The 22,934-nt window shown below is 66.2% G+C and carries 15 protein-coding genes and 1 pseudogene; 12 read left to right on the top strand and 4 right to left on the bottom strand.

Annotated features, from left to right (window positions below; all coding sequences use genetic code 11):
* Positions 1-187: 187 nt before the first annotated feature.
* A pseudogene (scpB, locus tag IAE60_RS14880) lies at positions 188-746 on the bottom strand (SMC-Scp complex subunit ScpB); the annotation flags it as partial.
* A 46-nt stretch (positions 747-792) separates the two neighbouring features.
* A complete protein-coding gene (locus tag IAE60_RS14875) occupies positions 793-1,698 on the bottom strand; it encodes a segregation and condensation protein A (RefSeq protein WP_187572846.1) in 906 nt (301 codons plus the stop codon).
* 379 nt (positions 1,699-2,077) lie between these two features.
* Here IAE60_RS14875 and IAE60_RS14870 point away from each other — a divergent pair, with 379 nt between their 5' ends.
* The 12 genes from IAE60_RS14870 to IAE60_RS14815 all read left to right on the top strand — a co-directional run bounded on the left by IAE60_RS14870 (position 2,078) and on the right by IAE60_RS14815 (position 19,951).
* Positions 2,078-2,377, top strand: a complete 300-nt coding sequence (locus IAE60_RS14870) for a YciI family protein (protein WP_187572845.1) — start codon at positions 2,078-2,080, stop codon at positions 2,375-2,377.
* Positions 2,374-2,640, top strand: a complete 267-nt coding sequence (locus IAE60_RS14865) for a BolA family protein (protein ID WP_187572844.1) — start codon at positions 2,374-2,376, stop codon at positions 2,638-2,640. The genes IAE60_RS14870 and IAE60_RS14865 overlap by 4 nt, the downstream gene beginning before the upstream one ends.
* An 87-nt stretch (positions 2,641-2,727) precedes the next feature.
* A complete protein-coding gene (gene bglX / locus IAE60_RS14860; protein ID WP_187572843.1) occupies positions 2,728-4,992 on the top strand; it encodes a beta-glucosidase BglX in 2,265 nt (754 codons plus the stop codon).
* A 184-nt stretch (positions 4,993-5,176) separates the two neighbouring features.
* The gene (locus IAE60_RS14855) at positions 5,177-6,205 is read left to right on the top strand and encodes a LacI family DNA-binding transcriptional regulator (RefSeq protein ID WP_187572842.1); all 1,029 of its coding nucleotides are present in this window, start codon (positions 5,177-5,179) and stop codon (positions 6,203-6,205) included.
* A 101-nt stretch (positions 6,206-6,306) separates the two neighbouring features.
* Positions 6,307-9,354, top strand: coding sequence for a TonB-dependent receptor (locus IAE60_RS14850; protein ID WP_187572841.1), 3,048 nt, complete (start codon positions 6,307-6,309; stop codon positions 9,352-9,354).
* Positions 9,355-9,423: 69 nt separating this feature from the next.
* Positions 9,424-10,944, top strand: a complete 1,521-nt coding sequence (locus tag IAE60_RS14845) for a tryptophan halogenase family protein (protein WP_187572840.1) — start codon at positions 9,424-9,426, stop codon at positions 10,942-10,944.
* A 381-nt stretch (positions 10,945-11,325) separates the two neighbouring features.
* On the top strand, positions 11,326-12,963 hold the full coding sequence (locus IAE60_RS14840; protein ID WP_244966736.1) for a glucoamylase family protein: 1,638 nt from the start codon (positions 11,326-11,328) through the stop codon (positions 12,961-12,963).
* An 81-nt stretch (positions 12,964-13,044) separates the two neighbouring features.
* Positions 13,045-14,328 (top strand): sugar ABC transporter substrate-binding protein, encoded by a 1,284-nt coding sequence (locus IAE60_RS14835; RefSeq protein WP_244966585.1) that lies wholly within the window; start codon positions 13,045-13,047, stop codon positions 14,326-14,328.
* Positions 14,325-15,209 carry a carbohydrate ABC transporter permease gene (locus IAE60_RS14830; RefSeq protein WP_187572837.1) on the top strand — a complete coding sequence of 295 codons (885 nt, stop codon included), beginning with the start codon at positions 14,325-14,327 and terminating at the stop codon, positions 15,207-15,209. Before IAE60_RS14835 ends, IAE60_RS14830 begins: the two co-directional genes overlap by 4 nt.
* Complete coding sequence (locus IAE60_RS14825; protein WP_162110624.1) at positions 15,206-16,027, top strand: carbohydrate ABC transporter permease; 822 nt, start codon at positions 15,206-15,208, stop codon at positions 16,025-16,027. Before IAE60_RS14830 ends, IAE60_RS14825 begins: the two co-directional genes overlap by 4 nt.
* Before the next feature lie 41 nt (positions 16,028-16,068).
* Positions 16,069-19,221, top strand: a complete 3,153-nt coding sequence (locus tag IAE60_RS14820; RefSeq protein ID WP_187572836.1) for a discoidin domain-containing protein — start codon at positions 16,069-16,071, stop codon at positions 19,219-19,221.
* Between the two features lie 52 nt (positions 19,222-19,273).
* Positions 19,274-19,951, top strand: a complete 678-nt coding sequence (locus IAE60_RS14815) for a hypothetical protein (protein ID WP_187572835.1) — start codon at positions 19,274-19,276, stop codon at positions 19,949-19,951.
* Between the two features lie 148 nt (positions 19,952-20,099).
* Here IAE60_RS14815 and IAE60_RS14810 read toward each other — a convergent pair whose 3' ends face one another.
* Entirely contained in the window at positions 20,100-20,756 is a 657-nt protein-coding gene (locus IAE60_RS14810; protein WP_187572834.1) for a bifunctional 4-hydroxy-2-oxoglutarate aldolase/2-dehydro-3-deoxy-phosphogluconate aldolase, read from the bottom strand.
* Positions 20,757-20,876: 120 nt separating this feature from the next.
* Positions 20,877-22,787, bottom strand: a complete 1,911-nt coding sequence (gene edd / locus IAE60_RS14805) for a phosphogluconate dehydratase (RefSeq protein ID WP_187572833.1) — start codon at positions 22,785-22,787, stop codon at positions 20,877-20,879.
* Positions 22,788-22,934 lie beyond the last annotated feature (147 nt).

Here is a 22,934-nt window from a genome sequence, read left to right as displayed (position 1 = left end):
TCGCCGGCGTCGTCGCCTGCGTCATCCGAGGGGGTGTCTTCGCCGGCATCGTCCGATGCCGCGCTGTCGTGGTGTCCGTCGCCGTCCGTGTCGGCACGGGCATCGCCGTCATCGTCCGCGACAGTAGTGCTTCCTTCCTGTTCGCCGTCGACGGCATCGCCGCTGGCGATGCTGACCGGCAGCGGGGCGCCGTCCAGCGGAAGCTGCGGTTCCAGTTCGCCGATGTCCTTGAGTTCGGACAGGGGCGGCAGTTCGTCCAGGCGCTTCAGGCCGAAATAGTCCAGGAAGGCCTTGGTGGTGCCGAACAGCGCAGGCTTGCCGGGCACGTCGCGATGGCCGACCACGCGGATCCATTCGCGCTCTTCCAGCGCCTGGATGATGTTGCTGCTGACCGCCACCCCGCGGACCTGTTCGATCTCGCCGCGGGTGATCGGCTGGCGATAGGCGATCAGGGCCAGCGTTTCCAGGGTGGCGCGGGTGTACTTGGTCTTGCGCTCGGTCCACAGGCGCGCCACCCACGCATGCACGTCGGCCTTGACCTGGTAGCGGTAGCCGGAGGCGACTTCGACCAGTTCGACGCCGCGGTCGGCGCAGGCTTCGGTCAGCTGCTGCAGGGCCTGCTCGACACTGCCTTCCGGCGCGGGCTCGTCCTCGGGGAACAGGCCGTGCAGCTGGGCCAGCGTCAGCGGCTGGGTGGCGGCCAGCAGGGCGGCCTCCACGATGCGGTTGATGAGCGATTGATCCATGCGGTCCTGTCGTTCGGAAGTGCGGTGGGCGATGGCCCGGCCGCGGTCACGGGCTGTCGTTGGCGGCGTCGCTGTCGTCGAATTCGCTGGAGAACTGCAGCGGTTCGTTGGTGTTGTTCAGCGCAAGCGACTTGATGTAGATCGGGGCGAGCGGGGCTTCCTGCACGATGTCGAGCAGCTGTTCCTTGGCCAGTTCCAGCATGGCCAGGAAGGTCACCAGCACGCCCAGCTTGCCTTCCTCGGGGGTGAACATGCTTTCGAAGCGGTGGAACTTGCCGTCCTCCAGCCGCGTCAGCACGTCGCCCATGCGCTGGCGCACGCTGAGCGCCTCGCGCTTGATGGCGTGGCCGCTGAACAGCTCGGCGCGCTTGAGCACGTCGTGCAGCGCCAGCAGCATTTCCTTCAGTTCCACCGGCGGCGGCAGCCTGACGGCCGCCCGGTCGGGGACGTCGGCATGCACGGGGGTGGTGTCACGGTCCACGCGGGGCAGGGCGTCCAGGTCCTCGGCCGCCTGCTTGAAGCGCTCGTACTCCTGCAGCCGGCGTACCAGCTCGGCGCGCGGGTCGCCTTCCTCGCCCTCCTCGGTGACCGGCCGGGGCAGCAGCATGCGCGACTTGATCTCGGCCAGGATGGCCGCCATCAGCAGGTACTCGGCGGCCAGTTCGAACCGCAGTTCCTGCATCACGTTGATGTAGTCCACGTACTGCCGGGTGATCTCGGCGACGGGGATGTCCAGGATGTCCAGGTTCTGCCGGCGGATCAGGTACAGCAGCAGGTCCAGTGGACCTTCGAACGCATCCAGGATGACTTCCAGCGCGTCCGGCGGGATGTACAGGTCCTGGGGGATCTGCAGTACCGGCTGGCCATGCACCACCGCCAGCGGCATTTCCTGCTGCTGCGGATGGACGGACGGGTGTTGTGGGTTCGCGTCGGACGCGAGTTCTGGGCTCATCAAGAAACAGCCATCGTGCGGATCACCAAGCGGGCCTGCGCACGGCAGGACGGCGCGGCACCGGCAATGCACCAACCATCATCATCATCATGCGTCGCAGGGCGAACGCTTCCCTTACAGCAACCAGCAAAGCACACCGCGGAAGGCGGTGGCGGACAGCGAGAGGTCGTCGGGCGCGGGCGGGTGGGGGCAGCGAATCGAACGTCCCGGTGGTCCCTCGACGGGGCAGGGAGGCCGGCGCTGCCGGGTCTTCCCATGGACGGGCCGCTGCTTCCGGCCGTGCAATGGACGACAGGGTAAGCCCTGACCCGGACCGTGTCCAGCACCCGGCCACCGGTGCGCACGTACAATTCAGGCTTCGTCCCCGGAGTGAAACATCATGTGGTATGCCATTGAAGGCCACGACGCGGCTGATGTCCTGCCCAGGCGGCTGGAAGCCCGTCAGGCGCATCTGGCGAGGCTGACCGCGCTGCGCGACGAGGGGCGCCTGCTGCTGGCGGGACCGTGCCCTGCGATCGATGCCGAGGATCCGGGCCCGGCGGGTTTCAGCGGCAGCATCGTGATTGCCGAGTTCGATTCCCTTGAGGATGCGCGGGCCTGGGCCGAGGCTGATCCGTATGTCGCGGCGGGCGTGTACGCGCGCGTGGACGTGCGCCCGTTCCGCAAGGTGCTGCCATGACCAGGATCGAGCGCATCCGCGAGGCCCTGGCTGCGTTGCAGCCTGTGACCCTGGACGTGATCGACGACAGCCACAAGCACGCCGGCCACGAGGGCGCGCGCGACGGCCGGGGGCATTTCACGGTACGGATCGTCAGCCCGGTGTTTGCCGGCAAGGCGCCGCTGGCCCGCCACCGCGCCATCTACGCAGCCCTGGGCGAGATGATGCAGACCGACATCCACGCGCTGGCCATTGAGGCGAAGGCCCCGGGCGAGGCGGCCTGACGCCCGTCGCGGTTTCCGGCACTGCGTCATGCAGGCGCGGATGAAAACGCTTACATTCGCCCCCTTTCGCATCGCCGGGAGGGCGCCATGACACGTAACCACCACCCCCTTGCTCCCACGCCCCTGCGGGTCGGCCTGCTGGCTGCGCTGCTCGCTGCCCCCGTCGCGGCCAAGCCGCCGGTCTACGCCACCCCGGCCGAAACGGCCTTCGTCGACGCGCTGTTGGCGAAGATGACGGTGGAGGAAAAGCTCGGCCAGCTAAACCAGCCGCCGGGCGTGGGCAACAACACCGGCCCGGCTGCGATGGCCGGCAACGAGGACCAGATCCGCCGGGGCGAGATCGGTTCCTACCTCGGTACCCAGGGCGCCGCGCTGACCTGCCGCCTGCAGAAGATCGCGGTGGAGGAATCCCGGCTGGGCATCCCGCTGCTGTTCGGTTACGACGTGATCCATGGCCACCGCACGGTCTTCCCGGTGCCGCTGGCCGAATCGTCCAGCTTCGATCCGGAGGAAGTGCAGCACGCCGCGCGCGTCGCCGCGATCGAGGCCGCCGCGCACGGCATCCACTGGACCTATGCGCCGATGGTCGACATCGCGCGAGACCCGCGCTGGGGCCGCATCGTCGAAGGCGCAGGCGAGGATCCTTACCTGGGCTCCGTCCTGGCCGCTGCGCGCGTGCGCGGCTTCCAGGGAGACGACCTGCGCAAGCCGGATGCGGTGCTGGCCACAGCCAAGCATTTCGTCGCCTATGGCGCGGCGGAGGCGGGGCGCGACTACAACGTGGCCGACATTTCCGAGCGCACGCTGCACGAGGTCTACCTGCCGCCGTTCAAGGCCGCCATCGATGCCGGTGCACAGTCGATCATGGCCTCGTTCAACGAGATCGCCGGTGTGCCGATGCATGCGCACCGGCCGCTGATCCAGGACCTGCTGCGCAAGGAGTGGGGCTGGGACGGCCTGCTTGTCAGCGACTACACCGGCGTGATGGAACTGATGCCGCACGGCGTGGCGGCGAACCGCGAGCAGGCCGGTGCGCTGGGCCTGCGTGCCGGCGTCGATGTCGACATGGTCAGCCAGATCTACGTGAAGGACCTGCCGGCCGCGGTCAAGGCGGGTCGCGTGCCGATGGCGGAAGTCGATGCCTCGGTGCGCCGCGTGCTCAATGCGAAGTACCGGCTGGGCCTGTTCGACGACCCGTACCGCTCCTGCACGCCGGATGGCGCACGCGAGCGCGCGCTGACGCTGACGCCCGAGCATCGCGCCGCTGCGCGCCGCATGGCGCAGAAGTCGATGGTGCTGCTGGAGAACGAGGGTGACGTGCTGCCGTTGTCCAAGTCCGTGCGCACGCTGGCGGTGATCGGTCCGCTGGCCGACCACCGTCGCGCGATGCTGGGCAACTGGGCGGTGGCGGGGCGCGAGGAAGACGCGATCACGCCGCTGGAAGGCCTGAAGGCCGCGCTCGGCGACAAGACACGGCTGATCGTGGCCAAGGGCGCCGACATCGACAGTCAGGACACCACCGGTTTCGCCGATGCGGTCGCCGCGGCGAAGCAGGCGGACGCGGTGGTGATGTTCCTCGGCGAACACCCGGACATGAGCGCGGAGGCGAACAACCGCACTTCGCTCGACCTGCCCGGCGTGCAGGAGCAACTGGCGCTGGCCGTGGCCGCGACCGGCAAGCCGGTCGCCCTGGTGCTGCTAAACGGCCGTCCGCTGTCCATCGGCCGACTGAAGGGCAAGGTGCCGGCGATCCTCGAAGCCTGGTTCCCCGGCGTGGAAGGCGGGCCGGCGATCGCCGACGTGCTGTTCGGCGACGTGAATCCGTCGGCCAAGCTGCCAGTAACCTTCCCGCACAACGTCGGCCAGGTGCCGATCTATTACGCGCACAAGAACACCGGCCGTCCGCCGAGTGAGCAGGAGAAATACACCAGCAAGTATCTCGACGTGCCGTGGACGCCGCTGTACGCCTTCGGCCATGGTCTGAGCTACACGACGTTCCGCTACGACGCGCCGGTCGTGTCGAAGAAGACGCTGGTGCCCTCGGCGTTGCAGCAGCAGGTCAGCGTGCGCGTCACCAACACCGGCAAGCGGGCCGGCGAGGAAGTCGTGCAGCTGTACGTGCGTGACGATGTGGCCAGCGTCACGCGACCGGTGAAGCAGCTGCGCGGATTCCAGCGGGTCGCGCTGCAGCCCGGCGAGTCGCAGGTCGTCACCTTCGCGCTGGGCTTCGATGATCTGGCGATGCTCGATGACCGCATGCAGCGTGTGGTCGAGCCGGGTACGTTCACCGTGTTTGTCGGTGGCAGTTCCGACCGCACGCGCGAGGTCGAATTCGAGGTCGCAGACCGCTGAATCCGGGGCGCTGCAGCACGGGTGAATATGCTGCGGCGCAAAATACTTGCGGATACCTGGGTTATCCGCAAGTAGATGATCATAAAGAGTTTTCTGTATTGAATAACGCGGGCTTTACACGTTTCCGTGAAAACGGTTACAGTCCGCGCCACTTGCAGCAGTCATCACCGCGGAGGGGCGGGGAATGGCGCGAACCTCGGTCACCATCAAGGATGTCGCACGTGAGGCACGGGTTTCCGTGGCGACCGTGTCGCGCGCCTTGAACGGGCACGAGAACGTGGCCGAGTCCGTGCGCCAGCAGGTCCTGGCCACGGCCGACCGCCTGCGCTACCAGCCGCACGCCGCCGCCCGCAGCCTGAGCAGCCGGCGCACCCAGACCATCGGCGTAGTCCTGCCCGACCTGTATGGCGAATTCTTCTCCGAACTGATCCGCGGCATCGACCAGGTGGCCCGCGCACGCCGCCAGCACCTGCTCGTGTCGAGTTATCACGGCCTTCCGGAAGAGCAGGGTGAAGCCCTGCGCGCCATGCGGGGCCGCGTGGACGGTTTGCTGGTGCTGTCCCCGTACACCGACCAGCCCGGCTTCCTGGTGGACAATCTGCCATCGTCGCTGCCGGTCGTGCTGATCAACACCGATGTGCAGGAAGCGGCCTATCCGGCGCTTACCATCGACAACTACAGCGCTGCCGTGGCGATGGTCGAGCACCTGGTGCAGGCCGGGCACCGGCGCATCGCCTTCATCGGCGGGCCGGAAGGCAATTTCGACGCGCGCGAGCGCCTGCGCGGCTACCGCGATGCGCTCGCCCGCCTTGCGCCGGAGGCGCCGCTGCAGGAGTTCGCGGGCGACTTCAGCGAAACGGCGGGCTACGAGGCCGGAAAGCGCATCGCGCAGGCGGCGGACCGACCGCAGGCGGTGTTCGCCGCCAACGACATGATGGCGCTGGGCTGTCTGTACGCCTTCAACGAGGCCGGTGTGCGCGTCCCGCAGGACATCGCGCTAGCAGGCTTCGACGACATCCCGCTGGCGCGCTTCGTTCACCCGACCTTGACCACGATGCGGGTCAGTATCGCGGAATTGGGCGGGCAGGCCATGAGCCGGCTGTTGGACACGATCGACTCCGACGGCGAGCGCGTGGCGCCGTCGGCGATGCTGGTTCCCGAACTGATCGTGCGGGAGTCGAGCATCGGAGCGGTGCCGCGGGCGAAGAAGTAAGAGAAAGAGGCACCCGCTTTTTTTTGGGCGGGCTTGTAACCGATTACAGGCGGCCATCAAGCCGGCCCGCAATGAAACGACTTTTTGGAGGGAGAGAGCCAATGAAACATCGCAACCGTTCCACAACCCAACCCAAGCGCAAGCTGCTGACCTGTGCGCTGGCCAGTGTGTTGGTCATCGCCAGTGGTCACGCCATCGCACAGTCTTCGAATGCCACGTTGCGCGGCAAGGCTGAAGCCGGCGCGCAGGTCACCGCGGTCAACACCGCCACGGGCAGCAAGCGGCAGGTGACCGCGAGTTCGGATGGCAGCTATGCACTGGCCGGTCTGCCGCCGGGCACCTACACGGTGTCCTCGGGTGGAACCGAACGCACCGTAACCCTGCAGGTCGCTACGTCGGTCAGCCTGGACCTGGTAGGCGGCGCGCCTGCCGCTCCGGCCGGAGATGCGACCACGCTGGACACCGTGCGCGTGTCGGCGCCGCCGCTGCAGGAGGTCAAGACCTCCGAAGTCGGCACCAACGTGTCGTTGAAGCAGATCAACACCATCCCGCAGCTGACGCGCAACTTCCTCGAGTTCGCCGACACCGTGCCGGGCATGCAGTTCGAGACCGATACGCGCAGCGGGCAGTCCAAGTTGCGTGGTGGCGCCCAAAAGACCAGCGCTATCAATGTGTACATCGATGGCGTAGGCCAGAAGAACTATGTATTGACGGGCGGCGTATCCGGTCAGGATCAAAGCGCGGGCAACCCATTCCCGCAGTTGGCGATCGGCGAATACAAGGTGGTGACCTCTAACTACAAGGCCGAGTTCGACCAGGTGGGTTCGGCGGCGATCATCGCCCAGACCAAATCGGGTACCAACGAGTTCAAGGGCGAGCTCTTCACGCGCTATACCAACACGTCCATGCGTCAGAGGACGGTGGGCGAAGAGGCTGCCGGCGTCGAGAAGGACCAGACCAAGCAGAACGAGTATGGCTTCGCGCTGGGCGGCCCCATCATCCAGGACAAGATGCATTTCTTCTTCAGCTACGAAGCCAAGGACTTCGTGCTGAACGTCGATCCCGTGGCGGTGCCTGCGAATCGCGCCAGTTATCAGGATTTCCTGCCTGATCGCATTCGTGCGCAGTACGGACCGACGACGTCGCCGTTCGCGGAAGACCTCTACTTCGGAAAGATCAGCTGGGATATCGGCGACAACGATCGCTTGGAGCTTTCCGCGAAGTATCGCGATGAGGAGGCCGTTAGCGGCAATGGCGGAACTACCACGGACAGCGCCGCGAAGGTCAATTTCAACACGGAAAAGCGCTACGACTTGCGCTGGATGCACTATGGCGAGTCGTTCCTCAATGAAGCACGCGTGACGTACGAGGATGCACTCTTCAATCCGGCCGCTTACATCATCGGCAACCAGTCCATCTTCACGCGCGGCCTGCGCGAGAACGAGGTCCTGATAACCAGCGACTCCACCAGTGCGTTGTCGATCCAGCGCAAGGGGCAGAAGGGTCCCGCCTTCCAGAACGACCTGACCTTCAACTCGTTCGAGTGGATGGGCGACCACGTCGTCAAGATGGGTGTGAAGTTCAAGTCGGTCGAGTTGACGCAGAGCGAGAACTCCGCCATCAACCCGACGTTCCGTTATGCCGTCAACGACGGCTCGGAGACGCCGAGCCCGTACCTGCCGATCGGTACTAACACGATCCCCTATCAGGTGAATTTCAACGCGCCCTTCGAAGGAGCCTCGCCGATCGTCACCACCAAGGCGAAGCAGTACGGCATCTACATCCAGGACGACTGGGATGTCACGGATCGCCTGCAGTTGAACCTCGGCCTGCGCTGGGATTACGAAGAGATCCCGTCCTACCTGGACTTCCAGACTCCGCAGGAAGTGGTGGATGCATTGTACGGCCCGGGTACGGGCAGCAATGCGGGCGGTGTCTATGCCGACCAGCTGCGCGCCGGTGGCATCAACATCGAGGACTACATCAGCACCGGCAACAACCGCAAGGCCGACAAGAACAACTGGGCACCGCGCCTGGGCTTCTCGTACGACCTGACCGGTGACGAGCGCTGGGTGCTGTTTGGTGGCGCGGGCCGCAGCTACGACCGCAACCTGTACGACTACATGGGGCTGGAGCAGGTCAAGTCTGCGCTTTCCACCTACCGGATCAATTTCGTCGAGAGCTCGGGCTGCGCTCCGGTTTCCGCCACGTGCGTGAACTGGGATCCTCGCTATCTCAATGGCATGGATGAGCTCTATACGCTGGTCGATGCGCGGAATCGCAACGGCGAGATCGATCTGATGAACAACGATCTGGTCACGCCCTATTCCGACCAGTACTCGCTCGGTATCCGCGGCACTATCGGCGAGTGGAACACGTCGGCGACCGTGGCATACATCCACAGCAAGGAAGGGTTCGTCTTCACCTTGGGAAATCGCTACCCCAACGGCAACTTCTACGATGCGCCCTCCTGGAACGCCAACGATATCGCCCAGCCGTGGGAGCATTCGCCGCCGGGCTTCGGTTCGCTGATTCTTGGCGACAACGGTATCGAAACCAAGACGACCCAACTGCTGTTGTCGGCCGAGAAGCCGTACACGGAAGAATCGGGCTGGGGCTTCACCGCGGCTTACACGTTCTCCCGCGCGAAGGGCAACCGCGGCGGCGACGAACACTACTCCTTCGATGCCCCGACGATCGATGCGTATCCTTTCATCGATTTGAAGGCTGTGCCGCGCCACCGCCTGGTGATGACAGGCATCTACGACCTGCCTTGGGGCTTCACGGCTTCCGCGAAGGTCACGCTGGCCACGCCGCCGCCGCTCAACTCGGTTGTCGGCTGGTGGGAGTACGGCTCGGCCACGGCGGTTCCGCCGCTGATCGTCTCCGTCGATACTCCCGGGACGCTGGGTACCAAGCAGCTGGATCTGTCGCTGTCCAAGCGTTTCGATATCGCCGAAGACATGGCATTCGAAGTGCGCGCAGACATGATCAATGTGACGAACGCCAAGAACTACAGCACCTATCGCACCACGTGGGGTTCGGGTGGTGTTTTCGACCCCGAGACCAGCGTGGTCAGTTCCGGTCTTGGCGTCACCAGCTACACGCCGCCGCGCACGCTGTTCGTCAGCGCGCGTCTGACCTGGTAACAGGGCGCGACGTCAACGGCAAATGTTCGGGACCCGCGCAAGCGGGTCCCGTCATATCGGGGAAATGAGATGGACGGGAATTCGATCCGTCAGGTCGTGGTGGTGGGCGGCGGTTCGGCCGGCTGGATGGCCGCGTCGGCGCTGGTCAGGCATCTGGACCGGACGTGCAAAGTGCGGCTGGTGGAGTCCGACGAGATCGGCATCATCGGTGTCGGCGAAGCGACGGTGCCGCACATCCGCACGTTCAATGCGCAGGCATTGGGACTGGACGAAGCCGAGTTCGTCCGCGCCACGCAGGGCACCTTCAAGCTCGGCATCGAGTTCCGCGACTGGGCGCGCATCGGTGACCGTTACATGCACGGGTTCGGCATGGTCGGGCACGATCCCGGTCCGGCCGCGTTCCACCATTACTGGTTGCGCCTCCTTCTTGCGGGCCAGGATGTCGGCGACATCGGCTCATATCAACTACAGACGGCGGCTTCGCGCCAGGACCGCTTCCTTCCCGGCGCGACGGACGTACCACCTACCTCGCCTCTCGCGTCGGTCGCCTACGCCTACCACTTCGACGCGACGCTCTACGCACGTTATCTGCGCGGCTTCGCAGAAGGGCAGGGCGTGGAAAGGATCGAGGGCAGGGTGGTGGATGTCGAACTGCGTCCGGAGGATGGTTTCGTTTCAGCCGTGGTGATGGCCAATGGTCGCCGCGTCGAAGGCGATCTGTTCGTCGACTGCTCCGGTTTCCGTGGCCTGCTGATCGAGCAGGCGCTGAAGACCGGCTACGAAGACTGGAGTCACTGGCTGCCGTGCGACCGTGCGGTGGCGGTACCCTGCGCGCGCGTCGGTGACCCCACGCCCTACACACGCTCGACAGCGCGTACGGCGGGCTGGCAATGGCGCATTCCGCTGCAGCACCGTACCGGCAACGGCCTGGTCTACTGCAGTCGCTTTCTCAGTGACGACGAAGCCACGACCACGCTGCTCGCAAATCTGGACGGCGAAGCACAGGCAGAGCCGCGGCCGCTGCGTTTCGTCACCGGCAAGCGCAAGCAGTTCTGGAACCGCAACGTGGTGGCGGTCGGATTGGCCAGTGGATTCATGGAACCACTGGAATCGACCAGCCTGCTGCTGATCCAGACTGCAATTCTCCGCTTGCTGGACATGTTTCCGCGGCAAGGCATTGATCCCGGCCTGGTCGCGCGCTACAACGAGCGCACGCACTTCGAATACGACCACATCCGGGATTTCCTGATCCTGCATTACAAGGCGGTCGAGCGTGATGAACCGTTCTGGCGCGAGTGCCGGGAGATGACGATCCCCGACACGTTGCGGGCCAACATCGATCTGTTCCGCAACAGCGCGCGTTTCTATCGGGACGGGGAGGAGTTCTTTGCGTTGCAGAGCTGGGTGCAGGTGATGCTGGGCCAGCGCATCGTGCCGAAAACGTACTCACCCTTGGTGGATCGTCTGTCGGAGGCTGAAGTTGGGGCATTCGTGGCGAACGTGCGGCAGACCATCGACCGCTGCGTGCAGGCCATGCCCAAGCACCAGGCCTTCATAGAACGCCATTGCCGGGCGCCCGCGGTGGGCTGAATGCGAGTGAACGCGTGGCCGCTGCACTGCAGCATAGGAGCTTCTTGTTTCCGAAAGGAAACAATGATTTGCGAGACGCGCGGATTGGACTTGGCCGTTTTTGCCATGGGCAATGAAAACGGTTACATTTCGATGGTGAGCGGTCATCCGTGGAGGGCGGAAGTGACGCACGAGTGGTTCATCCGACACGCGTCTGCCGCCGATGAAACGGCGCAGGAACGCACTTCACCGATACGTCCGCCGACGGACGCTTGTGCCTTCTCTGTCTCCTGTCTTTCCGGCAACGGAATCCCCCGAAATTTTTGAATCGCCGGCGAATTCCGTTGCCGATCTGGCGCGCAGGGTTTCGTCCTCGAATGTAAACGTTTACAGCCCAGCATGATGACCAAGAACGAAGCCCGCTTTCCATTGGCCCGCAGCCTCACGGCATTCCTTCTGACACTCGCGATTGGCGCCTGCCAGAAAACGCCGGAGCCTGCGCTCGAGCCGAACGCCAAACCCGCCGCACCCGCCGTCGCCGCCAAGCCCGAACCGCCGGCGAAGCCCGAACTGCCGCCGTTGTTTCGCGACATCGAGCGCCGCACGTTCCAGTTCTTCTGGGACACAACCAACGAAGTGAACGGGATGACGCCGGACCGCTACCCGTCGCGGCCGTTCGCCAGCATCGCGTCGGTGGGATACGCACTGACGGCGTATCCGATCGGCATCGAGAACGGCTGGGTCAGCCGTACCCAGGCCGTGGATCGCACGCTGACCACGCTGAAGTTCCTGCGCGACCTGCCGCAGGGCCCGCAGAAGGAAGGCAAGGCCGGGCACAAGGGCTTCTATTACCACTTCCTGGACATGAACACCGGGCACCGCTTCAACACCTGGGTGGAACTGTCCAGCGTGGATACCTCGCTGCTGCTGATGGGCGTGCTGTTCGCGCAGTCGTATTACGACCGCGACGATCCGCGCGAACGGGAGATCCGCTGGATCGCCGACACGATCTACAAGCGCGTGGACTGGACCTTCCTGCAGAACAACAAGCCGCTGATCTCGATGGGCTGGTTCCCCGAGAGCGGCGTCATCCCGCACGACTGGAAGGGCTACAACGAGGCCATGATGGTGTACGTGCTGGCGATGGCCTCGCCGACGCATCCGGTGGGGCCGGAAGCCTGGGAGGTGTGGACGCGCAGCTACAGCGAGCTGTGGGGCGTGTTCCAGGGGCAGGAGTACCTGACCTTCGCCCCGCACTTCGGCCATCAGTACAGCCATGTCTGGATCGATTTCCGCGGCATCCAGGACGCCTACATGCGCGAGCGCGGCATGGACTACTTCGAGAACAGCCGCCGCGCGACGTACGCCCAGCGGGCGTACGCGATCGAGAACCCGATGAAGTGGAAGGACTACGGCGAGAACGTCTGGGGGCTCACCGCGTCGGACGGTCCGCAACAGACCCTGCAGGAGTATCGTGGCGAGCAGCGCCCGTTCCGCCACTACTCCGCGCGCGGCGCCGGCTTCCGCGAGAACTTCGACGACGGCACCATCGCGCCGACGGCGGCGGTGGCGTCGCTGCCGTTCGCGCCGGAAATCGTCATTCCCGCGACGGAGGAGATGCACCGCCGTTACGGCGACTACCTGTATTCCAGCTACGGCTTCCTGGATTCGTTCAATCCCAGCTTCGACTACGACATTCCGTTGAAGACCGGCCGCATCGTGCCCGGCAAGGGCTGGGTGGCCAGCGACTACATCGGCATCGACCAGGGCCCGATCCTGGCGATGATCGCCAACTACCGCAACGATTTCGTCTGGAGCGTGATGAAGAAGAACCGCTACATCCGCGACGGGTTGAAGAAGGCCGGATTCCAGGGCGGGTGGCTGGATGCGAAGACCGAGCAGGCGGCCCAGGCCGCGCCGGCAGCGCCTCCGGCACCGGCAGATCTCGACGCCGCGGCGGCGCGCGCACTGGGTACGGCGGAGTCGCGCGCCAACCAGGCCGCGCAGCCCGAGGCGGCGCGCCCGCAGCAGCCGGAGTAAGCTGCACGCATGGTCGAGCGCGTGCCCGCGTCGTTCTCTCCAGCACGCATCAGGGCGGCCTTCCTTCGAAGGTCGGCCCTGGTGCGCTGCTGTTTCCTGCTGGTGGTCGCCGTCATCGTCGTGGGGCTGGCGGGTTGCGCGCGCAGCGAGGACACGCGTACCACGGTGCGCTTCTGGGTGATGGGTTACGAAGGCGAAGTGGTGGCGAAGCTGCTGCCCGAGTTCGAACGCCAGCACCCCGACATCCATGTCGACCTGCAGATCGTGCCGTGGCTGTCCGCACACGAAAAGCTGCTGACCGCCTTCGCCGGGGAGTCTTTGCCCGACGTCAGTCCCATCGGCAACACCTGGATTCCGGAGTTCGCCGCGCTCGGCGCGCTGGATCCGCTGGATGACCGGATCGCCGCGACGCCCGGCTTCGACCAGGCGGATTTCTTCCCGGGTGTCTGGGATACCGGCGTGATCGACGGCCGCGCGTACGCGGTGCCGTGGTATGTCGAGACGCGCCTGCCGTTCTATCGCCGTGACATGCTCGCGAAGGCCGGCGTGAAGACGCTGCCCACCCGCTGGGACGAATGGCGCGTGGCGCTGCGCAAGGTCAAGCAGGTGGCGGGAGAGGGCAACTATTCCATCCTGCTGCCGCTCAACGAATTCGAGCCGCTGTTGAGCCTGGCCGTCCAGCAGCCCGAGCCGTTGTTGCGCGATGGCGGCCGCTACGGCAATTTCCGCAGCGAAGGGTTCCGCCAGTCGCTCGGGTTCTACAAGGAGATGTTCGACCAGGGTTGGGCGCCGGTGGTGACCAACAACCAGATCTCTAACGTGTGGGACGAGTTCGGCAAGGGGTTCTACTCGTTCTACATCTCCGGACCCTGGAACATCGCCAAGTTCAAGGAGCGGCTGCCAGCCGCGCAGCAGGACGACTGGATGACGATGCCATTGCCGGGACCGACGGGCCCGGGCGCGTCGCTCGCCAACGGGACCAGTTTCGTCGTATTCAAGGACTCGCCGAACAAGGAAGCGGCCTGGAAGCTGATCGCCTGGCTGTCTTCGCCGAAGGTGCAGGCCGAGTTCCATGCGCTGACCGGCGATCTGCCGCCGCGCCGCTCGCCATGGCTGACGCCGGCGTTGGCGGAAGATCCCTACGCGAAGGCGTTCCGCGAGCAACTGGAGCGTGCCGTCTCCACGCCCAAGGTGCCGGAGTGGGAGCGCATCGCGACGGAGATGCGGCTGGTGGGCGAGCAGGTCGCCAACGGACGTGTGACGGTGGACCAGGCGGTCGAGGAGCTGGACCGGCGCGCCGACCGCATCCTGGAGAAGCGGCGTTGGATGCTGGACCAGGCCGACAAGGCAGGGGCCGCGCCATGAGGTCGACCCATGCGCTCGCAGGTTGGTTGTTCGCCGCGCCGGCGCTGACGGTCATCGTGGTGTTCTTCGGCCTGCCGGTGCTGGCCGCATTCGTGCTGAGTCTGACCGACTTCGACATCTACGCGCTGGCCGATATCGGCAACCTGCGCTTCGTGGGGCTGGCCAATTACCTTGGCCTGCTGCAGAACCCGCTGTTCTGGAAATCGCTGGGCAATACGGTCTACTTCGTCGTCGTCGGCGTTCCGCTGTCGGTCGCGGTGTCGCTAGGTGCCGCGCTGCTGCTGCATTCCAGGCTGGGACGCTTCAAGGGCTTCTTCCGCACCGCGTTCTTTGCGCCGGTGGTCACCACCGTCGTGGCGGTGGCGGTGATCTGGCGCTACCTCTTCCACACCAGGTACGGGCTGGTGAACTGGGGACTGTCGTGGGTGGGTATCGATCCGGTGGACTGGCTGGGCGATCCGACCTGGGCGATGCCGACCATCATCCTGTTCGCCGTATGGAAGAACTTCGGCTACAACATGATCATCTTCCTGGCGGGCCTGCAGAGCATTCCCGAGGATCTCTACGAGGCCGCGCGCATCGATGGCGCCTCGCGCTGGGCGCAGTTCCGCCACGTCACCCTGCCGCAGCTCGGCCCGGTGCTGTTGCTGGTCGGCATCCTGACCATGGCCGGCTACTTCCAGTTGTTCGCCGAGCCGTACGTGATGACCCAGGGCGGCCCGCTGGAGAGCACCAAGAGCGTGCTGTACCTGATGTACGAAGAAGGCTTCAAGTGGTGGAACCTGGGCAACGCATCGGCGGTGGCGTTCCTGCTCTTCATCCTGATGACGGCCGTCACCAGCGGCTTGCTGTGGTTCGCCCGCAGGCGGGGTGTGGAATGAACCACCGTCTTGCCGCCATCGTCGTCAACGGCCTGCTGGTTGCGCTTGCCGTCGTCAGCCTCGGCCCGCTGTTGTGGATGCTGTCGGTGTCCTTCATGCAGACCGGCGAAGCGGGGCACTTCCCGCCGCCGCTGCTGCCCGGCGCGCCCACGCTGGACAACTACCGCGACCTGTTCGTGCGCGCCGGCATGGGCCGCTACCTGGTCAACAGCTTCATCGTCTCGACCAGCGTGATGCTGCTGTCGCTGCTGTTCAACACGATGGCGGGCTATGCGTTCGCCAAGCTGCGCTTCAAGGGCCGCGACAGCACCTTCCGTGCGCTGCTGGCCGCGCTCGTCATTCCCGCGCAGGTCGCGATGATGCCGCTGTTCCTGCTGCTCAAGCAGATGGGCCTGGTGAACACCTATGCCGGCGCCATCGTGCCCGGCATGGCGGCGATCTTCGGCATCTTCCTGGTACGCCAATACGCGCGCTCGATCCCGGACGAACTGCTGGAAGCCGCGCGCATCGACGGCGCCAGCGAAGCGCGCATCTTCTTCCAGATCGTGCTGCCGGGCCTGAAGCCGATCCTAGTGACGCTGGCGATCTTCAGCTTCCTCGGTGCCTGGAACGATTTCATGTGGCCGTTGATCGTGCTGAGCGACGACGCGCTGCAGACCCTTCCCGTGGCGCTGGCGGCGTTGTCGCGCGAACACGTGATGGACTACGAACTGATGATGGCCGGTTCGGTGGTCACCATCCTGCCGGTGCTGCTGCTGTTCCTCGTGCTGCAGCGCTACTACATCCAGGGCTTGCTGCTGGGCAGCGTGAAGGGCTGAGCCCGCCGCGCATGCCGCCTGTGTCTGACGGAGATGACAACATGGTGTCGACTTTCGCCCGCCTGACGGCCGGGTTGGTATTGCTGCCGGCGATCTGCGCCGTTGCCCAGGCGGCGGAGCCGGTGCGCGTGCTGGATGGGTTCGATGATCCCTCCACGTGGCGGGTGGTGACCTCCAACCAGGTCAGCGGCGCGCTGCGGTCGGTCGCGGGAGTCGAAGGGAAGGGCCTGTGCCTGGACTACGACTTCAATGGCGTGTCGGGCCATGCCGGCATCCAGCGCGACCTCGTGCTCGAATATCCCGCGAACTACCAGTTCGCCTTCCAGCTGCGCGGCGATTCGCCGCGCAACGACCTGCAGTTCAAGCTCATCGACGCCAGCGGCGACAACGTGTGGTGGGTCAACCGGCCGAAGTACGACTTCCCGACCGCATGGACGCCGGTGCGCTACAAGATGAGGCACATCGACAAGGCCTGGGGGCCGGATCCGGACCGGGTGCTGCGCAGGAGCGTCAGGCTCGAGTACACGGTCTACAACAATGCCGGCGGCAAGGGCTCGGTCTGCTTCGACCAGCTGACGTTCCAGCCGTTGCCGGTCGATGACGGCGCGCCGCTGACAGGGAAGGCGAGTGCCAACGCCGCGTTCCCCGCCGGTGCCGCACCCCTGGCCGTGGACGGCAAGCTCGACACCGCGTGGTCCGCGGACCTGCACGGCGACACCGATCCGCAGCTGACGCTGGACCTGGGCAGGCTGCGCGAGTTCGGCGGGCTGGTGCTCGACTGGAAACCGGGCCAGCACGCGTCGGACTATCTGGTGCAGCTGTCCGATGACGGCCTGCGCTGGCGCGACGTGCGCACGGTGGTGGAGGGCAACGGTGGACGCGACTACCTGGCGTTGCCCGAATCCGAAGCGCGTTACATCCGCCTGACAGTGGGCGATGGTCCGGGCGCCTCGTTCGCCCTGGCCGGCCTGGAGGTGAAGCCGCTGTCGTTCGCCGCGCATCCCAACGACCTGATCAAGGCGATGGCGGCCGATGCGCCGAAGGGCTGGTTCCCGCGCGGTTTCAGCGGCGAGCAGCCGTACTGGACCATCGTCGGCCTCGATGGCGGACGCGAGCAGGGTCTGATCGGCGAAGACGGCGCCATCGAGATCGCCAAGGGCGGCGTCAGCGTCGAGCCCTTCGTACAGGTGGATGGGCGCTGGCTCGGCTGGGCGGACGTGCAGGCGACGCAGTCGCTGCAGGACGGCTACCTGCCGATTCCCACCGTGGCCTGGACGCACCCGCAGTTCTCGCTGGCCACCACGGCCTTCGCCGCGGGCACGCCAGGCGATTCGCGTGTCGTCGCGCGGCATCGCCTGACCAACACAGGCACCGCATCGCGCGAGTACGCGCTCGCGCTGGCCGTGCAGCCGTGGCAGGTCAATCCACCCAGCCAGTTCCTCAACACCACCGGTGGTTTCAGCCCGATCAACGCGCTCGCGCTGGGCGACGGCGTGGCGACCGTGAACGGACGCGCCAGCCTGCGCTTCGCATCACCGGATGCTGTCATGGCGTCGCGTTTCGACGCCGGCATGGTGCGCGAGCGCATGGAGACCATGGAGACGCCGACCGCGAAGACCGCCTCGGTCGATGGCGATGCGACGGGTCTCGCCTCCGGTGCGGTGCTCTACCGCTTCACCCTGGCGCCGGGCGAGAGCCGGGAGATCGACTGGGTCGCGCCGCTGGAAGGCGCGTTGCCGGCGCGCATCGATGCAGCGCGGGACCAGCAGGCGATGGCGGAGGTCTGGCGCAGGAAGCTCGACGAAATGAAGCTGCAGGTCCCGGCCGAGGGCCAGCCGGTCGCCGATACGCTGCGCACCGCGCTGGCCCACATGCTGATCTCGCGGATCGGACCGCGCCTGCAGCCGGGCACGCGCTCGTACTCGCGCAGCTGGATCCGCGACGGGGCGATGATCTCCGAGGGCCTGCTGCGCCTGGGCCGTCCGGAAGTGGTGAAGGAATACGTCGAATACTACGCGCCCTACCAGTTCGAGAACGGCAAGGTGCCGTGCTGCGTGGACGACCGCGGCAGCGATCCCGTGCCCGAGAACGACAGCCACGGCGAGCTGATCTTCAACATCGCCGAGTATTACCGCTATACCGGCGACAAGGACTTCCTGAAGAAGATGTGGCCGCACGTGCAGGGGGCGTTCGCCTACATGGAAGAGCTGCGCCTGAGCGAGCGCACCGAGGCCAACCGCGCCGTCAACGCCGCGTTCTATGGCATGATGCCGGCCTCGATCAGCCACGAAGGCTATTCGGCCAAGCCGATGCATTCGTACTGGGACAATTTCTGGGCGCTGCGCGGGTACAAGGACGCCGTCGAGGTGGCGGAAGCGCTCGGCAAGGCGACCGAAGCGAAGCGCATGGCGGCCTCTCGCGACCAGTTCCGCGATGACCTGTACGCCTCGCTGCGCGCGGCAACGCAGCTGCATGGCATCCACTACCTACCAGGCGCGGCGGAGATCGGCGACTTCGATCCGACCTCGACGACCATCGCGCTGGCGCCAGGCGGTGAGCAGGGCAAGCTGCCGATCGACCTGTTGCACGGGACGTTCGAACGCTACTGGACCGAATTCGTGCAACGCCGCGACGGCCAGCGCGAGTGGAAGGATTACACGCCCTATGAATGGCGCAATGTCGCCGCGTTCATACGCCTGGGCTGGCGCAAACGCGCATGGGAGGTGCTGGACTTCTTCTTCAAGGATCGCGCACCGCAGCCGTGGAACCAATGGGCGGAAGTGGTGTCGCGCACGCCGCGCAAGCCGTTCTTCGTCGGCGACCTGCCGCACGCCTGGGTCGCGTCGGATTTCGTGCGCTCGGCGCTGGACATGTTCGCCTACACCCGCGAAGCGGATGACAGCCTGGTGCTGGCGGCGGGCGTGCCGGCGACGTGGCTGGAGGGTGAAGGCATCGCCATCGACGGGCTGCGCACGCCCAGCGGTGTGCTGGGGTATTCGCTGCGCAGGCATGCGGGTGAGGTCGTGCTGGAAGCGAAGGCTGGATTGGCACTGCCGGCCGGTGGCCTGGTGTTGCCATGGCCGTACAAGGAGCCTCCGGGCGAGACGCGCATCAACGGCAAGCCGGCGCCCTGGAAGGACGGCGAGCTGCGCATCACCACGCTGCCGGCGAAGGTCAGCATCCGTATGCCGTGAGCGAAGCCGAACAGGGATAGAGTAGGCGCGGCTCCTGTCCGCGCCTGCTGCCATGAACGCCGATGACGCCCGCTTACCCGTTTGGCCGCTGCCGCTGCTGATCGCGGTGCTGTTCCTGGTCGCGGCGCATGCGGCTTACCTGCTGTCGATCCAGGCGGGCCACGTGCCGGCCTGCATGCCGTACGTGGAGGGCTGCGTTTCGATCAGTCGCGCGGCCCGCCACGGACTGGGAAACCATCTCTTCCGGTTGCTGGTGATCCCGTGTGCGGTGCTGCATGCGCTGGTCTGGTGGCTGGCCCGGCATTGGCTGCGCGGAGGCCGGTTGATGCTCGCCTTGGGTGCGATGTCGGCCATGGCGCTGGCGGTCTACGCCACATTTCTCGGTACCGAAGGCGAGGCCTACCGCTTCCTGCGCCGCTACGGCGTGCTGGTGTACTTCGGCTTCGGCTATCTCGCGCAGCTGGCGCTGATGCAGCGCGCTGCGCGGAGAAGTGCGTTGCCGGCCGGCGTCGTCGCGGTCCTGTCGTGGATCGCCGTCGCCATGCTGGGGCTGGGTCTGGCGAATGTCGTGACGGGGCTGGCCGTCCCGGCTCCTGTGGCGAAGGATCGCTGGGAGAACGTCTTCGAATGGTGGCTCGGCCTGCTGATGGTCGGCTGGTATGCCGTGCTGGCGTTGGGGTGGCGGCGACAGGGGCTGGCAATGGAACTCAAGCGTCATGACCCACTGTAGGAGCGACGTGAGTCGCGACCGCACGGCATCCCATTTGTCAGCATGAGGGCGAGTGCCATGTTTCCGGCAGTGACGGCGTGACTGCGCACGCGCATCACGACACTTCACTTCTGCGGTCGCGACTTACGTCGCTCCTACAGAGAGAACGTCAGCCGCGCACGCCCTTGACGATGGCGGCGGCCTTGGCCGAGCTGGCGGTGACTTTGTCCCACTCGCCGTTGTCCAGCCAGCCCTTCGGCACCATCCACGAACCGCCGATGCAGACGACGTTCGGCTGCGACAGGTAATCGGCCGCGGTGTCCTCGGTGATGCCGCCGGTGGGGCAGATCTTCAGGTCCGACAGCGGGCCCGCCAGGCCTTTCAGCATCGCCAGCCCGCCGACGGCGGTGGCAGGGAACAGCTTGCAGACGCGGAAGCCACGCGCCATCAGCGACAGCAGTTCGGTCGGCGTGGCGGCACCGGGTACCACCGGGATGTCGGCAGCGGCCAGCGCTTCGGCCATCGCCGGCGGCGTGCCGGGTGTCACCAGGAAATCGGCGCCCGCATCGATGGACTGCGTGATCTGGTCCTGGGTCAACACCGTGCCGGCGCCGATCACGATATCCGGCAGTTCCTTCTTCAGCATCGCCAGCGCGTCCATCGCCACCGGCGTGCGCAGCGTCAGCTCGATCGCCGGCAGGCCGCCTTTCAGCAGCGCTTCGGACACCTTGCGCGCTTCATCCAGCGTGTGGACGGTGACGACCGGCAGGATGCCGGCGGCGCGGAGGAGGGATTCGGCTTTCTGCTGGCGGGCTTCAATGGTCATGGCTGAGGGAAGGCGATTGTGTGGTGTGGGAGCGACGTGAGTCGCGATGGAGGTCAGGTGAAAGCTTCGCGACTCACGTCGCTCCCACAGGAAGGATGTCCGAGCAGGTCTGCATCCATGCTACGCATCCTTCGCCTCATGCGGCGCCTCGGCAGCATGCGCGGCATCGCCCAGTTCGTACTCGGCATCGTATTCCCAGGTGCCATCGTGGTGCGGCAGGCCACAGGAGATCGACATCGCGCCGCGGTCGGCGGGGGTCACCACGTCGCGACTCACCGCGAACAGGTTGCGGCCCAGGTCCAGCGCGGCCGGCGACGTGTTGGGCGCAATGTCCCGCGAGGCCCATTCCGCGGCATCCACCAGGACTTCCAGCGTGCCCGCTTCTGCGTCCAGGCGGATGATGTCGCCTTCGCGCAGCCTGGCCAGCGGGCCACCGCGGGCCGCTTCCGGGGTCAGGTGGATGGCGGCGGGAATCTTGCCCGATGCGCCGGACAGGCGGCCATCGGTCACCAGCGCCACGCGGCGGCCCTGGTTCTGCAGCAGGCCGAGCAGCGGGGCCAGCGAATGCAGTTCCGGCATGCCGTTCGCACGCGGGCCCTGGTAGCGGACCACGGCGACGAAATCCTGCGGCAGCGCGCCGGCGGCATGCAGTTTGTTGAGCGCGCGCGGATCGTCGACGACCACGGCGGGCGCCTCGATGTAGCGGTACTCCGGCTTCACCGCCGAGGTCTTGATCAGGGAGCGCCCCAGGTTGCCGCGCAGCAGGCGCAGGCCGCCCTGGGCTTCGAACGCACGCGACACCGGCCGCACCACGTCCTCGTCGGCGCTCTGCGCGACGCCTGGTGCGTAGGCCAGCTTGCCGTCCTGCAGGCGCGGCTCGTCGCAGAACGCACGCATGCCGCCGGGCACGATGGTGGGCAGGTCGTGCATCAGGCCGGCGTCGAGCAGTTCGCGGAAGACGAGCTGCGTACCGCCGGCCGCGGCGAACCGGTTCACGTCGGCTTCGCCGTTCGGATAGACACGCGCCAGCAGCGGCACGGTCTGTGCGATCAGGTCCATGTCGTCCCAGGTCAGGATCACGCCTGCCGAACGCGCGACCGCGATCCAGTGGATGGTGTGGTTGGTGGAACCGCCCGTCGCCATCAGGGCCACCATCGCGTTGACGATGGCCCGCTCGTCGATCAGGCGGCCGATCGGCCGGTAGTCGTCGCCCAGTGCGGTGATGCGTAGGGCGCGTTCGGCCGCGGCGCGGGTCAGCACGTCGCGCAGGGGCTGGTCGGGGTTGACGAAGGACGTGCCCGGCAACTGCAGGCCCATCGCTTCCAGCAGCACCTGGTTGGAATTGGCGGTGCCATAGAACGTGCAGGTGCCGGCAGCGTGGTAACTCGCGGCTTCGGCCTCCAGCAGCTCTTCGCGCGTCGCTTCGCCGGCGGCGTAGCGCTCGCGCACCGCGGCCTTTTCCTTGTTGGGGATGCCCGGCGTCATCGGGCCGGCCGGCACGAACACCGCCGGCAGGTGGCCGAAGGCCAGCGCGCCGATCAGCAGGCCGGGGACGATCTTGTCGCACACGCCCAGGTACAGCGCGGCGTCGAACATGTCGTGGCTCAGCGAGATCGCGGTGGCCTGCGCGATCACGTCGCGCGAGAACAGCGACAGCTCCATGCCCGGACGTCCCTGGGTGACGCCGTCGCACATCGCCGGCACGCCGCCGGCGACCTGCGCGGTGGCGCCCATCTCGCGGGCGAGCGTGCGGATTATCTCTGGGTAATGCTCGAACGGCTGGTGCGCCGAGAGCATGTCGTTGTACGCATTGATGATGCCGAGGTTGGGCGTCACGTCGGCGCGCAGCCGTCCCTTGTCGGTGGGGCCGCAGGCGGCGAAGGCATGCGCCAGGTTGCCGCAGCTCAGGCGCGCGCGCTGCGGACCTTCGCGATGGGCGGCATCGATGCCGTCGAGGTAGGTCCGGCGCAGCAGTGCGCTGCGCTGGCGGATGCGTTCGGTGACTTCCTGGATACGGGGGTGCAGGCTCATGGGCGTAGGGCTAGGCTGCAGACGCGGACATTCTGCATGGCGTGGCGAAATGAGGCCGTGAGGCGCGGCCTTCCGGCTTCTCCAGCGCGTGGAGGGGAAGGGCGGGTGACGACGGCGACGGCATGATGCTTTCTACCGCCTTTGGCG

Origin of the sequence: Pseudoxanthomonas mexicana (assembly GCF_014397415.1) — a bacterium.
GTDB classification, from domain to species: Bacteria; Pseudomonadota; Gammaproteobacteria; order Xanthomonadales; family Xanthomonadaceae; genus Pseudoxanthomonas_A; species Pseudoxanthomonas_A mexicana.
The sequence above is the reverse complement of the archived record's forward strand: the minus strand, read 5'-3'. Positions and strand labels throughout refer to the sequence as shown.

Coding starts and splice junctions, on each gene's coding strand:
- IAE60_RS14845 (WP_187572840.1), top strand. CDS start 9,424: ATGGACGGGAATTCGATCCGTCAGGTCGTGGTGGTGGGCGGCGGTTCG.
- IAE60_RS14870 (WP_187572845.1), top strand. CDS start 2,078: ATGTGGTATGCCATTGAAGGCCACGACGCGGCTGATGTCCTGCCCAGG.
- IAE60_RS14840 (WP_244966736.1), top strand. CDS start 11,326: ATGACCAAGAACGAAGCCCGCTTTCCATTGGCCCGCAGCCTCACGGCA.
- IAE60_RS14850 (WP_187572841.1), top strand. CDS start 6,307: ATGAAACATCGCAACCGTTCCACAACCCAACCCAAGCGCAAGCTGCTG.
- edd (WP_187572833.1), bottom strand. CDS start 22,787: ATGAGCCTGCACCCCCGTATCCAGGAAGTCACCGAACGCATCCGCCAG.
- bglX (WP_187572843.1), top strand. CDS start 2,728: ATGACACGTAACCACCACCCCCTTGCTCCCACGCCCCTGCGGGTCGGC.
- IAE60_RS14830 (WP_187572837.1), top strand. CDS start 14,325: ATGAGGTCGACCCATGCGCTCGCAGGTTGGTTGTTCGCCGCGCCGGCG.
- IAE60_RS14875 (WP_187572846.1), bottom strand. CDS start 1,698: ATGAGCCCAGAACTCGCGTCCGACGCGAACCCACAACACCCGTCCGTC.
- IAE60_RS14865 (WP_187572844.1), top strand. CDS start 2,374: ATGACCAGGATCGAGCGCATCCGCGAGGCCCTGGCTGCGTTGCAGCCT.
- IAE60_RS14820 (WP_187572836.1), top strand. CDS start 16,069: ATGGTGTCGACTTTCGCCCGCCTGACGGCCGGGTTGGTATTGCTGCCG.
- IAE60_RS14855 (WP_187572842.1), top strand. CDS start 5,177: ATGGCGCGAACCTCGGTCACCATCAAGGATGTCGCACGTGAGGCACGG.
- IAE60_RS14810 (WP_187572834.1), bottom strand. CDS start 20,756: ATGACCATTGAAGCCCGCCAGCAGAAAGCCGAATCCCTCCTCCGCGCC.
- IAE60_RS14825 (WP_162110624.1), top strand. CDS start 15,206: ATGAACCACCGTCTTGCCGCCATCGTCGTCAACGGCCTGCTGGTTGCG.
- IAE60_RS14815 (WP_187572835.1), top strand. CDS start 19,274: ATGAACGCCGATGACGCCCGCTTACCCGTTTGGCCGCTGCCGCTGCTG.